At 44.3% G+C, this 13,174-nt stretch carries 13 protein-coding genes; 6 read left to right on the top strand and 7 right to left on the bottom strand.

The window, feature by feature from the left end; translation table 11 throughout:
- Nucleotides 1-23 precede the first annotated feature (23 nt).
- The 4 genes from RID09_RS28275 to RID09_RS28260 form a co-directional block, all read right to left on the bottom strand.
- Nucleotides 24-638 carry an NAD-dependent epimerase/dehydratase family protein gene (locus RID09_RS28275; RefSeq protein WP_446339238.1) on the bottom strand — a complete coding sequence of 205 codons (615 nt, stop codon included), beginning with the start codon at nucleotides 636-638 and terminating at the stop codon, nucleotides 24-26.
- 102 nt (nucleotides 639-740) lie between these two features.
- Complete coding sequence (locus RID09_RS28270; protein ID WP_446339237.1) at nucleotides 741-1,205, bottom strand: regulatory protein RecX; 465 nt, start codon at nucleotides 1,203-1,205, stop codon at nucleotides 741-743.
- 12 nt (nucleotides 1,206-1,217) lie between these two features.
- Nucleotides 1,218-2,864, bottom strand: a complete 1,647-nt coding sequence (locus RID09_RS28265) for a cation:proton antiporter (protein ID WP_446339236.1) — start codon at nucleotides 2,862-2,864, stop codon at nucleotides 1,218-1,220.
- A 39-nt stretch (nucleotides 2,865-2,903) separates the two neighbouring features.
- On the bottom strand, nucleotides 2,904-3,287 hold the full coding sequence (locus RID09_RS28260; RefSeq protein ID WP_446339235.1) for a hypothetical protein: 384 nt from the start codon (nucleotides 3,285-3,287) through the stop codon (nucleotides 2,904-2,906).
- A 142-nt stretch (nucleotides 3,288-3,429) separates the two neighbouring features.
- Between RID09_RS28260 and RID09_RS28255 the strand changes: the two genes are divergently transcribed.
- The 4 genes from RID09_RS28255 (at nucleotide 3,430) to RID09_RS28240 (ending at nucleotide 7,133) form a co-directional block, all read left to right on the top strand.
- Nucleotides 3,430-3,972 (top strand): pentapeptide repeat-containing protein, encoded by a 543-nt coding sequence (locus RID09_RS28255; protein WP_446339234.1) that lies wholly within the window; start codon nucleotides 3,430-3,432, stop codon nucleotides 3,970-3,972.
- 677 nt (nucleotides 3,973-4,649) lie between these two features.
- Nucleotides 4,650-4,739 (top strand): hypothetical protein, encoded by a 90-nt coding sequence (locus tag RID09_RS28250; RefSeq protein WP_446339257.1) that lies wholly within the window; start codon nucleotides 4,650-4,652, stop codon nucleotides 4,737-4,739.
- A 167-nt stretch (nucleotides 4,740-4,906) separates the two neighbouring features.
- Entirely contained in the window at nucleotides 4,907-6,277 is a 1,371-nt protein-coding gene (locus tag RID09_RS28245; RefSeq protein ID WP_446339233.1) for a DNA cytosine methyltransferase, read from the top strand.
- A gap of 10 nt (nucleotides 6,278-6,287) precedes the next feature.
- A complete protein-coding gene (locus RID09_RS28240) occupies nucleotides 6,288-7,133 on the top strand; it encodes a TdeIII family type II restriction endonuclease (RefSeq protein WP_446339232.1) in 846 nt (281 codons plus the stop codon).
- 58 nt (nucleotides 7,134-7,191) lie between these two features.
- Here RID09_RS28240 and RID09_RS28235 read toward each other — a convergent pair whose 3' ends face one another.
- Nucleotides 7,192-7,788 carry a hypothetical protein gene (locus RID09_RS28235; RefSeq protein WP_446339231.1) on the bottom strand — a complete coding sequence of 199 codons (597 nt, stop codon included), beginning with the start codon at nucleotides 7,786-7,788 and terminating at the stop codon, nucleotides 7,192-7,194.
- A gap of 139 nt (nucleotides 7,789-7,927) precedes the next feature.
- Here RID09_RS28235 and RID09_RS28230 point away from each other — a divergent pair, with 139 nt between their 5' ends.
- On the top strand, nucleotides 7,928-8,569 hold the full coding sequence (locus RID09_RS28230) for a M23 family metallopeptidase (protein ID WP_446339230.1): 642 nt from the start codon (nucleotides 7,928-7,930) through the stop codon (nucleotides 8,567-8,569).
- Nucleotides 8,570-8,687: 118 nt separating this feature from the next.
- Here the strand turns inward: RID09_RS28230 and ftsH are convergent, their stop codons facing one another.
- On the bottom strand, nucleotides 8,688-10,688 hold the full coding sequence (gene ftsH / locus RID09_RS28225; RefSeq protein WP_446339229.1) for an ATP-dependent zinc metalloprotease FtsH: 2,001 nt from the start codon (nucleotides 10,686-10,688) through the stop codon (nucleotides 8,688-8,690).
- Between the two features lie 271 nt (nucleotides 10,689-10,959).
- On the opposite strand from ftsH, the gene RID09_RS28220 reads away from it, so the two are divergent.
- Complete coding sequence (locus RID09_RS28220) at nucleotides 10,960-11,505, top strand: NADPH-dependent FMN reductase (protein WP_446339228.1); 546 nt, start codon at nucleotides 10,960-10,962, stop codon at nucleotides 11,503-11,505.
- A gap of 79 nt (nucleotides 11,506-11,584) precedes the next feature.
- Here the strand turns inward: RID09_RS28220 and RID09_RS28215 are convergent, their stop codons facing one another.
- Nucleotides 11,585-13,150 carry an IS200/IS605 family accessory protein TnpB-related protein gene (locus RID09_RS28215; protein WP_446339227.1) on the bottom strand — a complete coding sequence of 522 codons (1,566 nt, stop codon included), beginning with the start codon at nucleotides 13,148-13,150 and terminating at the stop codon, nucleotides 11,585-11,587.
- Nucleotides 13,151-13,174: the final 24 nt, after the last annotated feature.

Here is a 13,174-nt window from a genome sequence, read left to right as displayed (position 1 = left end):
TGAGTAAACAACTTATTAAATTATTATAATATTTCTCGGGTTGGCGATGCACCATACACCGACGAAGGATACAGGATGGAAGCATTAAATCCTTGGCTGATGTATTCTTCTGTTAGTGCATCCTTCATCAAATTTACACCTGATAATAATTCACTCCATGCTAAATACTTGGGCTTGGCGAAACCGGGCGGCGGAGGTGTTTCCGTGATTCGTCCTCCTTCAGCAGTGATTAGAGAAAAATTCCCACTGGTTGTAATCAGATGAATATCCGGTGAGACAGCGTTAGCAGCGTTTAAAGCAGCTTCTAGGGCGATACGATCTTTGGTAAATTGAGCCTCTTGGGTCGATTCTGGAGGCATATTCCACGCCAGATTAATGATCGTTTTAATATCATGCTCGCGAATTACGGCTTCAATCTCCTCTGTGGAAAAATTGGATTCTTTCGAGTGGATTATTTCCTTACAGAACGGTGCGATAGTCTTACTGTTACTACTGGGGCGCACAAGTGCGACAACATGGAAATCTTGGGTTTGGCAAAACTTCTGACATAATGCTCCCCCAACATAGCCGGTTGCTCCCAGGAACAAAATAGTTTTAACCGAGGTTTTCTCATTTACCAATGTGTTAAATTTTGACATGATTTTATAAAAATATTGATGGTTTTAACAAGACTTATTTTTACTCTAACTAGCTGGCATCACTTTATCCATAATACAAATCCGGAATGTCCGATACTGTGGCTACTCTATCGCTTCATCTTGTTCACTCTGCCACTGGGCTAAAATCTCACCCGGATTAAACCCACGGTATTGAAGGTAATTCCATACCTTTGCCTTCGTTTTCGGGTCAATCTTATGAAAATCAGTGATTTTATATTTTCTCATAACCTTAGCTTTTAAACTATCCAGTTTTCCCGGTTCTTCGTCTTCCGTTTGAGACTGCCAAATTTGTTCAAAAAATTCAGAATCAATCCCCTTATCTCGGCATTTGCGCTTAATGACTACTTTTCCATATTTACCGCGATAGGACGTAATCATACTTTCGACAAAGCGAGTATCAGACTGATAATTGAGTCGTTGGAGTTTTTCAATAGATTCAGTAATATCCGTAACATCAAACCCTTTTTCTTGAGCTTTTTTGGTCAATTCAAAAACACTATAGTCTCGACGTACTAAAAGTTTGCACAAATAGTCAATACAAGTCATCTTAATTATAAATTAGGTGTTGCTTTTTGCCAGAAAATTATTTTGTGGATCTTCGACTAAGATAACAGGAAGAGAACTCATTTCTAGAACCGCTCGCGACACGGAACCGACTCGTACCTGTTGCCAACGTTGATGTCCCCGTTTTCCCATGACAATATCTGCCACTTGATACTCTTGCGCCACACGAACTATTTCCTCTGGAATGGAACCCGTGAGCGTGATAAATTGATAGCGAATATCACTGAGCAATCGTTGAGTGCGATCGCGCAGCTTTTCTACCTCCTCTATCTCATCACTATTGATAACATGTAAGACAATCACTTCACCATCTGTACGCCGAGCAATACTGGCTACTTTCCTTAAAACCTCTGTCGCCAAGGGAGATGTATCCACAGCCGCTAACAATACGGTACAAGTCACCACAGTTACTTTCGTCGGGTCAACCTCTCCCCGTTCCAATAATTTTGGCGCAAACGTAGGAATCGCCCAAGCACCAATCGGTGCCGTGGTCAAAATTGAAAGCGCCGCGATCGCTAAAATTACTTCTCCCCCTTCAATTCCCCTAGCGAAAGGAATCGCACCAATCGCCGCTTGTACCGTTGCTTTTGCCATATTTCCCGGCAGTAAAAACAACCGTTCTTGCCATGTCCAATTACTCCCTAACGTCGAGAGATACCAACCCACGGGACGACCAATAAACAAACCAATAGCTAACAATAAAAGTCCCGGTAAAACTGTATTTCCTAATACCTGGAGTTGAACGCTAGCGCCTAATAAGACAAATAGGACAATCTCCGCCACAATCCAAAGGCTATCAAATCCACCGCGTAGGCGTCGAGCCAACGGTGCATCCAACTCAATCAAAAAGAACCCCATCGCCATAGCGGCTAAGTAACCTGAATAAGGCAATGTTTTCTCAACAATTACCAATAATAGAGCAATTCCAGCGGCAATTAAAACATCTTGAACCGTGTTTTGTGTCCAATTTTGTTCCGTTAGCAGCGAGACGATTAAACGAGCCGCCGCGTAGCCAATTAAGACGCCCAGTCCGATTTCAATGAATACTTGAAACGGTAGTAATTGTACGGCTGAAAGTGTAAATCCTCCAGGTAGGGTGATGGTTTCAATTCCGCCCTGACCTAAAAAACTCAACAATAAACTGAATAGAAGTAATAATAGAACATCGGATAAGGCACTCCCCGTGAGAATGGCATCGGGAATTCCCTTAGTCACCCCCCAACCCAAACGTTTCAGTCGCAGCATTCCTGGGACAATTACCGCCGGAGATTCTGCGCCAATGATGCAACCCAAGAGTAACCCAGTGGGAACGTCAAACTGAAAAATCCAGATCGCGGCTAACGCGATCGCAATTGCCTCAAACCCCGCCGGCAAAAATCCTAACCGCAGCGCCACACTTCCCTGAGAAAGTAGCTTTTCCCGATCCAGCCCCAATCCTGCTTTCATTAAGATAACCATCACAGCAACCGTTCGCAGGCTATCCGCCACCTCTAGTACATCTGAACTGATGACATTGCCAACCTGTGGTCCGAGGACAATCCCCACCAAAATCATACCGATCAACGGTGGCGCACCTAAACGACGGGCAATTTGACCCCCAAAAAAGCCCATCAATAAAATCCACAATGCGCTGGTTAACATGGAGGATTCTGGTTCTGAGGAAAGATAAAGGATAAATAATTAATTCGACTGACTATCACGACGCCCTAGTTCATAAACAGCGCCACTGATACAAGCCAGAAGCCCCATACTAATTGCCCAACTCGAACCGAGAGTAAGTTCGACACCCCAGTTGCAGCCAGCGCCAACGATTAAAAATGGCACAATGCTGAACAGGGAAGCATAGAATGTGTTTTGGGCTTCTCTTCCCCGACGAGTGCGTTCATATTCCTTCACAGAGGTGTAGAGCGATCGCTCGGCAAAGTTAAACCAGCGATTTAGCTGTTCCATGATCCAGTGGCTTAGCGTCGAGAAGCCCCAGTAAAGCGCTAGCGCCCACAACGATGCACCCGCGATCGCGCTCGTATTTAACTCAAATTGGAAGGGCAAAAGTTCAGTGATCATGAGTGGCTTGGTAGGATAGGGCGACTAATGAGTAATTAATGTATCTTAACAAAATGCCGCTGTTCCCTGTTCCCTGTTATTTGACAAATGACCAATCCCAGCTTGCGGCAAAATAGGTAAGTTAGCCCCCATCTGTTTGAATATGACTACTGCGAGCCAAAAACGAACCGAAAATCGCCCCAGTCACCAGGCTATGCAACTTTTGGCAATTGGCATGGGATTGTTGATGACAGTTATAGCGTGGATGGTAGATGTGCCTTGCGCGATCGCACAAGATAATACTGTCAACTACACCCTTACTGAATTACACTATCGAGATTTTTCCAATCAAAACTTAGCGGGAACCTCCTTTGCTGGCGCAGATCTACGCGGCGCCTCTTTTCGAGGAGCGTCTCTTCAAGGATCAATTCTCACCAAAGCGGCGTTTTTTGAGGCGGATTTAACTGGAGCTAACCTGTCAGAGACTTTAGCGGATCGAGTTATCTTTGACGGTGCTAATTTAACCAATGCTATTTTTACTGATGCTATTGCCAATCGCAGCCGCTTTTTTGATGCCACGATTACCGGGGCAGATTTTTCCGGTGCATTGCTTGATACCTATCAAATCTCGTTAATGTGTAAACGGGCAGAGGGTGTTAATCCCTTCACTGGCGTTTCCACGCGGGATAGTTTAGGGTGTCGCTAGTTACTGATAATTTATCAACAAAACCCGTCTTTGAGCAAACGTCAACCCTAAAGAATTTTGTCCATTGAAAAACAACAGCAACTTTTAAATTTTTGCCCGTAATTTCCTCTAGTGACACAAGTTGTTTTGGAGTTGCACTGACTGACCTCACACCCTTCAGTTGCATAGCTCCCAGTCTTGTCTTTGAGGAAATTATGAACAATCCAGTTTATCGTTGCTGTTGTTTGTTGACGAGACAGATATTGGGGTAAACAGATCTTTTGACCTTGTTATCGTGATGTTTAAGTTACACTAGACTAGACGCGGTTATCTGTCAGGGAAGCTTTATAGCTTCACTTTTTCACTTTACTCCTTTCTGCTTTTTGTGGACTAAGAATGATACAGAAGTTTGCTCATTGAAAAATAAGATAATAAATTGATATAATACTTTACGATGATTTGGCTCTTGCCGAACGAAGTACCTGGACATAAATTTGGTCTACTGAGTTAAAGATTGTAACAACTTTCAAGACCTTCTTGGCTAAATTGCGGTTAGCAGGGTGGGAGGTAGACTCGGAAAAGCTTAAGTATTATAAAGGAATTCGCCCCAAAAAGGCAGGAATTTCGCGATCGCGGAATATCCCACAGCCAATAAACGGGCGGATTATGCCTTGTTTGTAGAGTTGCAGGTGGTAGCAATGGTGGAGGCGAAGCGTCAAAGTAAAGGCGTATCCGGGAACATTAACCAGGCGAAGCGGTATAGTCGCAGGTATCAAAGTCAAGTATAATACCTTCTATACTATCTACACACTTAAGCCACGGTCATGATGGTAACTCAGCGATTAGATACTCTAACCGAATCAAGTACATTTCAGAGAAAACCTGGCTTAACTCTAAACGTAGATTAGTGGAAATATTTTTTAATTTGGGTTGATTGTCAAACTTAAAATCGGTGATGAAATCGGCATTGTCTTCTAATCAGTTAGAGCTATTTAATCCATCTAAACCATCTAACCTTCTATGGTTTAATCCTAAATTTACATTTGTGGATTTATTTTCTGGTATTGGTGGATTTAGGATTGCTCTTGAAGAGTTAGGAGGAAAATGCTTAGGCTATTCAGAAATTGATAAAGAAGCTATAAAAATTTACACAAAAAACTTTATTAGTTATTTGAACTCAGAAGAAGTAAATCTGGGGGATATTGTCAAACTTGGGAAATTTCCTTTTTCGGTGGATATAGTAGTTGGTGGAGTTCCTTGTCAACCCTGGTCTATTGCTGGAAAAATAAAAGGTTTAGATGATCCAAGGGGAAAGCTTTGGTTTGATGTAATTAGAGTTGTAGCACAAAATCAACCAAAAGGGTTTATATTTGAAAATGTAAAAGGCTTAACCGATCCGCGACATAGGCAAAGCTTTGAACTAATAATCAGCAAGCTTAAAAGCTTAGGCTATAACGTTAAAGCCAGTGTAATCAATTCCTATGACTTTGGCGTTCCTCAGGATAGAGAAAGGGTATTTATAGTAGGAGTTAGAGATGATTTAGATAATAGCGAATCTTTCCAATTTCCTGAACCCTTGCACGTTAAACCAAAACTTTATGAATTCATAGAGGGTATTGAGGCTAGTGAAGTGAGAAAGAAAAAATTCTCTCCCGATATTTTGTTTGGAGGAAAAATACCGGCTTCTAGAGGTAGATTTCAAAAAAATGATGAGTTAAATGATTTCTTTATCTTTACAGATATTCGAGATGGACATACCACGATTCACTCCTGGGATCTTGTCAGGACTACTCAACGAGAAAAATTGATTTGTCAAACAATACTCAAAAATAGAAGAAAAAAGAAATATGGCTTGAAAGATGGTAATCCTTTAAAATTTGAAGTTCTAGATCAACTTATCCCAAATTTGACCGCCGCCGAACTCGACAAGTTAATTACCAAAAAAATACTTCGATATATTGATCACAAAGGCTATGAATTTTTTAACTCTAAGATTTCTTCAGGAATCAATGGAATTTCTAAGATATTTTTACCAAATTCAGATGTAATTGGGACGTTGACGGCAACGGGTACTAGAGATTTTGTTGCCACTGTACCACTAGATTCTCAAGAACCTCAAGATTATAAAAATACATTCATTCGAGAAATCTATAGAAAAGGAAAGTACAAACCTTTATCTGCAAAAGACTATGCTAGATTGCAGGGCTTTCCAGATTGGTTCACAATTGCTGACAAGGAAAGTACGGCTAAAAAGCAATTTGGAAATGCAGTATCAGTTCCTGTTGTTTATCATATAGCTAAATCTTTAGTGAAAGTAATTTTATAGCGAAAGTTACATGAATGATTCAAAAAAAATCAAGACTGCCATTCAATCCGTCATCAAAGAAATGATGGATAAGGTAATGGAGAATGTACTCATTAAAAATCCTTTCATTCCTGAAGAGCATAGAGCATTTAAACCTCTCTATGCTGCTTTAGTCCCCGATGAAATTTTCAAAGGTTCTCACTTTGAGAGAAGATTTGTCACTCCCTTTGGTAAAGTCTGGGAAAAACTAGCTATAGTAGCTGCTCAAGAAGGATTAGGTGATGGAGTGATGAATCACACCATTCACGGATTAGTAAAAACTGAAAGGCTTAGGCGAATTACAGAAGTACTCAATAGGCTAGAACACCCATCTTTAGAAGAAGCTAGAGTAAGACCTGATTGGGATAATGAATTGTCTTATATTTTGCAGGGAGATGGTGAAGATATACCTGTACAGGTAATCTGTGATATTTTTGCTCAAGATAAAACTAATAGCAAAACATACGCTTTTGAATTAAAAGCACCACTACCTAACAGCGATCAAACAAAAGTTAGTAAAGAGAAAATCCTAAAGTTGTATAGTATGAACCCTAAAAAAGTTGATGAGGCATACTTTGCATTACCCTACAACCCTTACGGATTGAAAGAAGACTATGCATGGTCTCCACCTACTCGATGGTTCAATATGAAAGAAGATGAAGTTGTTTTAATTGGTAATGAATTTTGGGAAAAAGTGGGAGGTATAGGTACGTACCAATCATTTATTCAAGCTGTGAACGAAATTGGTCAAGACTATAAAGACAGGATATATAGAGAGTTTTTAGGTATGGAGCCTCCTCCTGGAGGTTTGGACTTTAATCTCAGTAGCGATCGCTGATGTCTAAGCCCAAAATTTTGCCAGAGGGAGTTGGAGTGAACTTTGACAAAGCAACGCCTTAAACCCAGCCAATAACATCCCGGATCTGAGACTTAGCATACTCGCAGTCAATATGCTGCTGTGCTTTAGATAAAGCGGTTTCCGGTCGCTTGTACCAGCGCTGCGATCGAATACAAAGACCATCTCGTCGAGTGGCTTCCCAGGAATAACGGGCGCGGTCTACCACCAACCACAGTTTATAATCCCGATGTTGTTGTTGGGGAAATTTCAAAAGACCAATCTCAGTTAGCACGCTTAAGCGCATCCGAGAATGGGCTAACCGTTTCATCAACTCCAGAAAGCAAATAGCAGCGCGTTTAGCCTCATCATGAGAAGGGTAGCGGTAGCGATCTCTGGGTTCAAACTTAAAGTCAGATCCAATCAGTGAAAACCGGAACTTCCCCGACGCTTCCTCAACAAAAGTGACTCGCCAAGAGGTGTTGGGGTACTTAACGCAGAAACCAGAAGGCTGAATTTTGACCGTCGCTGTCATCGGAAGTATGAAATATAAAGGTTGAAAGACATAGAGAGAGGGGTAAAAACGGTAGAAATCACCATCAAGATTTTTAGGCGTCTGGCTGGATGTCGGAATCGTTACCACGTCAAAATCCATCATAGCCTTCTCCACCCGGTATCTGCCTGAGCAAATAGTCCCATATTCCCGAATAAAGTCGATGGGGATCTACCTATCCCAGCCGGGGAAATGTTAAGGTAGCGAAGCCACTTGTTCGTTCATCCCATCGAGGAGTGAGGAAATGTCAGGAGTGTTTCCACGCCAACGACACAGCAAACACAAGACAGCCGTAAAACGCTTTCTCCTGTTAGCGGGACTAAGTTTAATCAGTTTAATCCTCTGGGGAGTAATCACCCAAAACCGAGTTACCGCCTCAGAGGTTACACCTACTCAGATAACAACTAACACTTATTGGCAGGGAGGTTCATTTCCCGTTGAGAATTTTCAGGCTTATACCTCTCCCTACGGCTACCGTCGTTCTCCCCGTGGATCGGGTACAGAATTTCATCGAGGCTTAGACATCGCCGCACCTGAAGGCAGTTACATTCGCAACTGGTGGGCAGGTCAGGTAGTATCCCTCTCCGATAATACCGCCTGTGGCACCTCTATCACCATCCAATCCGGTGAGTGGAAGCATATCTACTGTCACCTCAAAGGTCATGTGGAAACAGATAGCCAAGGCGTGTATTTGAGCGATCGCAGTGGCGGGATTCAAATCTGGAAAGGTCAACAGATACCCACCGGCACCCGAATTGGTCGCGTGGGAATGACGGGGCGCACCACCGGTCCTCATTTGCATTGGGGGTTAAAGTACACCGACAACTATATCGACCCCGCCTTAGTTCTCCGGGAAATGTACCGACAGCAAACAGCATCAAAATGATGATGGCAAGAAGACGTTACACAAATTGGTGGCATCGGTGAGGACACATCAGAATTTAGTAGAGACGTTCCGGCGGAACGTCTCAGTAAACCTGGAGAGCCTTCTGCCTTCTGCCTTCCTAATGTATTACCGCCATTTGTTTTTCGGGCAGTTGGGTATGTTCGGCAACAATTTGTCGAAATTGCTCCCCTTCAATGGTTTCCTGATCCAACAAAATATCAACCAACCGATCAATCAACGGTCGATTGTCGCGGATTAGCTGACGAGCCTCCTCATAGCATTGCATCGCGATCGCTCGCACTCGATGATCGATTTGGGTGGCAATGGCTTCAGAATAGTCCGATCGCTGAGTCCAACCGCCGCCGAGAAACACTTCGCTATCTGGGCGTTCCAGAGCAACCGGACCTAAATCAGACATACCGTACCGAGTCACCATCTCACGAGCCAGTTCTGCCACTTTCTTAATATCACTGGCGGCACCAATGGTCACCTCACCATGACCAAAGACTTCTTCTTCCGAAGCCCTACCCCCCAAGGCGATGGTAATCTGATCGATTAGCCAAGTCCGGGGCAAGTACAGATCACCCAGATCGGTGGAACGACTGATATCCATAAATTCTTCATTGGGTAAGGGTTGGGCAAACCCACCCACACCACCGGAACGGGGCAAAATTGTCACCTTGTTTAAGGGATCGGAATTTTTCAGTATGGTCATCAGCAAGGCATGTCCGACCTCATGGTAAGCAATTAATCGCTTTTTCTTACTATCCAGAAGCGGCGTCATTTGCAGACCAATGCTAACCCGATCAATGGCATCATCAATTTCTAGGGGTGTGATTGCCTCCTTACGCCGTCGGGCGGTGAGGATAGCCGCCTCGTTGAGCAGGTTAGCCAAATCCGCGCCAGAAAATCCCGGAGTGCGTCGCGCGATCGCTTCTAAGGATATCTCCGGTGCCAATTTTTTATTCCGACTATGGACATCCAAGATCCCCAGCCGTCCCTTGTAGGTGGGAAGATCCACCATAACATGGCGATCAAATCGCCCAGGTCTGAGCAGGGCGGAATCTAAAACATCGGGACGGTTAGTCGCCGCAATGATGATAATGCCCGTATTCCCCTCAAATCCATCCATTTCCGTGAGCAACTGGTTGAGGGTTTGCTCTCGCTCATCGTTACCCCCACCGATACCCGCACCCCGTTGTCTGCCAACGGCGTCGATTTCATCAATGAAGATCAAGCAGGGAGCATTTTCTTTGGCTTTTTTGAATAAATCCCGCACCCGCGAGGCGCCCACCCCGACAAACATCTCCACAAACTCACTGCCAGAGATACTAAAGAAAGGAACACCCGCTTCTCCCGCTATAGCTTTTGCCAAGAGCGTTTTTCCTGTACCCGGAGGACCGACTAACAGAACCCCTTTAGGGATACGAGCGCCGATTGCGGTAAACCGTTCCGGTTGTTTGAGAAACGTGACGACTTCTTGCAATTCTTCTTTAGCTTCTTCAATCCCAGCGACATCATCAAACTGTATGCCTGTTTTCGCTTCCATCTGAAAGCGAGCGCGGGATTTGCCAAAGTTTAACGCTTGACCCGAACTACTCGCCGAGCGGCGCAGAATCATCATCAGTCCGGCTAGCAAGAGTAAGAGCAAAAATAACTGCATCACCAACCCTAAGGCGGCGGAATTATTTGTAGTTGGCGTCACATCCAAGGGAATATCGGTGTTCCGCAGTTTCCCAATCAGTTCGCCATTTTGCTCCAGTAGCATGACTTCTTGAGGAGGTTCAGAGTCTTCCTGTCCGGCTAAGTAGACTCTGGCAACATTACGGGCTGAGTCAAGTTCGACTTTTTTGATATCACAATCCGCTTTCGATGTCTGACTCGGTGGGGTATCTTCAGCTTGGGATGGGGGTGGCGGAGTGCACTCATCAATTTTCCGCAAAAGCTGCCCATAGCTTAGCGATGGTTTTGGCTCTGTCTGTTGTTGCGCTTGGGCAGGGACACCCAGGATCACACCTTGAACGATCACTAAGCTGGTTACCATACGCCACCAATAACGAGGTTTAATCTGTGGCTGCTTTGGCTTACCCGTTGAACCTCTACGTGGTTCATCTCCCATCCATGATCTCATCCAGGAACTGTTGTTCATCCAAATTTCCCTTGTTGGTCCTGTCTATTAACTCGCAGCGTTATGCTGCCAAGGCGTGACGTGGCACTTTCAACTGCTTACCAACTTCTAGTTTAGCGTTACTCAATCTTTGGGGCATTGAACCCCATTGATTGACTGCCTATCCATCTCACGCCAATCTAAATTCTAAATACAGATATGGCGTGAGGCGTTAGGCGTCAAGCTAAGGTATTTTGTATGAAAGGGTATTAATTGGCAAGACATGGTAAAAATTGTTGGCATTAATGGTAGCCTGCGAGCTAAATCCTATAGCTATCAAGCCTTAACCTTAGCCATTCAGCGCGTGCAAGCCTTGGGTGCATCCACAGAAATCCTTGACCTGCGACAGATGCAGTTACCGTTTTGTATCGGTAGCGATGACTATCCCGGTTATCCTGATGTCGTCCGGTTACGAGAAACGGTACAGGAAGCCGATGGCTTAATTTTGGTCACACCGGAATATCATGGGGGCGTGAGTGGGGTACTCAAAAATGCCCTGGATTTGATGACATTTGACCATTTATCGGGTAAAGTGACGGGTCTGCTGAGTGTGTTAGGAGGTCAAGCGAACAGTAATGCCCTCAATGAACTACGGCTGATTATACGTTGGGTTCATGGTTGGGTGATTCCAGAGCAAATCGCCTTTGGTCGGGCGTGGCAAGCCTTTGGTGAGGATGGCAAGCTTTTAGATGAGAAACTCTCGAAGCGTTTAGATGAGTTTGCTGAGAGTTTAGTTGATCATTCTCGCAAGCTGCGGGGAGTATTGTAACAATTTTAATGGTCTTGAGCCAAGTCAACCGCTAAAAAATATCTATGCAAAACTATGCAAGATACGCCGTCATGCGGTACTAACGACTTCCCGTCGGATTCTCACCGACCTCTCCAAGCTCCCCGAAGGAATTGACAACAGCCGATGACGGTTCATCCCATGACTCCCCGCTCCGTACTGGGCGTAACCTGGAGTAGACTGTTAGTCTAGGCAAGTAGAAGGAGTGGCGAGACGAGCCTTTGACTCGTTTCGCCACCGACCGCCAGTATGACCAGACGTGCTTCAAAGATTCCGTTTCTTGGTAGGCGGTTCTGGCTGGCAGTCTTTCCGATAAAAACATTCCACGTCGAGCCAACACGAAGGCAGCGGCGGTGGCGCTATTCATGCCGTACATCGACATGAACTTAATTAGTCCAATCCAGCTACTGTAAGCGGGATTGACCTCAATGACTTGGATGCCCAATTTGAAGCATCTAGCTAATAGGAGTTGAAGAAATTTTGAGTAAGCAAAGTTACTTAACATACGGTTGTGCCGAGTATTTAGTTCGCGCAACCGTTTTTTCTTGTCGCTAAAGTCGAGCTTTTCGACAACAATAGGGCGCTTATGCTCTAAAGCCAACTTAGTCAAATCAGTCACAACATCGACCAAGATAGCCTCAGTACGTCCTTTAGGTTGAGACTGGATATTAACCTTGAATTGACCAAAGCCATCCAGGTTTCCGTCCTTGTCAGCCATTGCCCAACCGATACAGTTGGGATTAAGGTCTACACCAATAGCTCCCCAAGAAACGGGAGCAGTTATCCTGGGTGCAGGTTCGACATCAAAGGTGATGTGGATTTCCCACTCCGTCAAACTTTTTTGGATGAATCGATAGGTTAAAGCTTGCTTGTTGTACCAGGCTGTTGCTAGGTTATCGGTTCCATGTTTGGGTAAACGGATAGGAAACTGAATGTACTTCCCATATCGCTTTTCTAGAGCATAAGGAACTCGAATATGAAGTTCTTTGCCAATTAAATCCAACTGGCAAATCTGATTTCCATAAGATTCATCTTTGGAACCAATCATCTCCACGGTATATTTGTTTCCCAAGTTTACGTGCACAGGAGACGCTTTGATATGGGCGATGTTCTGCTTTAGCTTGTGGGTGTACCGTTTCTTGTGATGAAGTTTAACTTGGGCTTGCCTGTATAGGGTTAAATGGTGAGCGCACCGCCTGGGGCAAGCGTCTGGATACTTAGGTTTGAGGGACTTGGGAACTTTCTTCTTTTTCCCTCGGTTCACCTGTTCTACAGCTTGTAGATAATAGGAGTGCGCTTTAATTTTCTTCTCTAAATTCTCAATGACTTCTGTTGTGTGCTTAAGCTTGCCTTGCAGCAATTTTAGATGATTGCTACGGCACTCCTTGGCGGATTTAACTGCGCCTTCAACATAAGCGATGATGCTGTTCGCCTGTCGCTTGTTGATGTCTGATGAGAGCTGTAGTTGAGTATTGAGCCTTGACTTACTTGGAGGCTTTTGCTCCAAGAGCAGCTTTAAGCACTCAATCTTGGCATCATAGCCGACAGTCGCCGCGTCATTCAAAAACGCAACCGCCCATTGATTGGTTGTTGTGGTGACATAAGTGCGAGACTCGCCTAGGGTCATGGAGATTACTAAATCTCGGCTTTC

This window comes from Coleofasciculus sp. G1-WW12-02, from assembly GCF_040219735.1.
Taxonomy (GTDB): domain Bacteria; phylum Cyanobacteriota; class Cyanobacteriia; order Cyanobacteriales; family Coleofasciculaceae; genus Coleofasciculus.
Note: the sequence above shows the minus strand (reverse complement) of the source record. Positions and strands in the feature narration are given on the sequence as shown.

What these genes read in the sequence shown, in the direction of transcription:
- RID09_RS28250 (WP_446339257.1), top strand. Translation starts at nt 4,650, where the DNA reads ATGGTGGAGGCGAAGCGTCAAAGTAAAGGCGTATCCGGGAACATTAAC.
- RID09_RS28260 (WP_446339235.1), bottom strand. Translation starts at nt 3,287, where the DNA reads ATGATCACTGAACTTTTGCCCTTCCAATTTGAGTTAAATACGAGCGCG.
- RID09_RS28235 (WP_446339231.1), bottom strand. Translation starts at nt 7,788, where the DNA reads ATGATGGATTTTGACGTGGTAACGATTCCGACATCCAGCCAGACGCCT.
- RID09_RS28255 (WP_446339234.1), top strand. Translation starts at nt 3,430, where the DNA reads ATGACTACTGCGAGCCAAAAACGAACCGAAAATCGCCCCAGTCACCAG.
- RID09_RS28265 (WP_446339236.1), bottom strand. Translation starts at nt 2,864, where the DNA reads ATGTTAACCAGCGCATTGTGGATTTTATTGATGGGCTTTTTTGGGGGT.
- RID09_RS28275 (WP_446339238.1), bottom strand. Translation starts at nt 638, where the DNA reads ATGTCAAAATTTAACACATTGGTAAATGAGAAAACCTCGGTTAAAACT.
- ftsH (WP_446339229.1), bottom strand. Translation starts at nt 10,688, where the DNA reads ATGGGAGATGAACCACGTAGAGGTTCAACGGGTAAGCCAAAGCAGCCA.
- RID09_RS28245 (WP_446339233.1), top strand. Translation starts at nt 4,907, where the DNA reads ATGAAATCGGCATTGTCTTCTAATCAGTTAGAGCTATTTAATCCATCT.
- RID09_RS28230 (WP_446339230.1), top strand. Translation starts at nt 7,928, where the DNA reads ATGTCAGGAGTGTTTCCACGCCAACGACACAGCAAACACAAGACAGCC.
- RID09_RS28240 (WP_446339232.1), top strand. Translation starts at nt 6,288, where the DNA reads ATGAATGATTCAAAAAAAATCAAGACTGCCATTCAATCCGTCATCAAA.
- RID09_RS28215 (WP_446339227.1), bottom strand. Translation starts at nt 13,150, where the DNA reads ATGACCCTAGGCGAGTCTCGCACTTATGTCACCACAACAACCAATCAA.
- RID09_RS28220 (WP_446339228.1), top strand. Translation starts at nt 10,960, where the DNA reads ATGGTAAAAATTGTTGGCATTAATGGTAGCCTGCGAGCTAAATCCTAT.
- RID09_RS28270 (WP_446339237.1), bottom strand. Translation starts at nt 1,205, where the DNA reads ATGACTTGTATTGACTATTTGTGCAAACTTTTAGTACGTCGAGACTAT.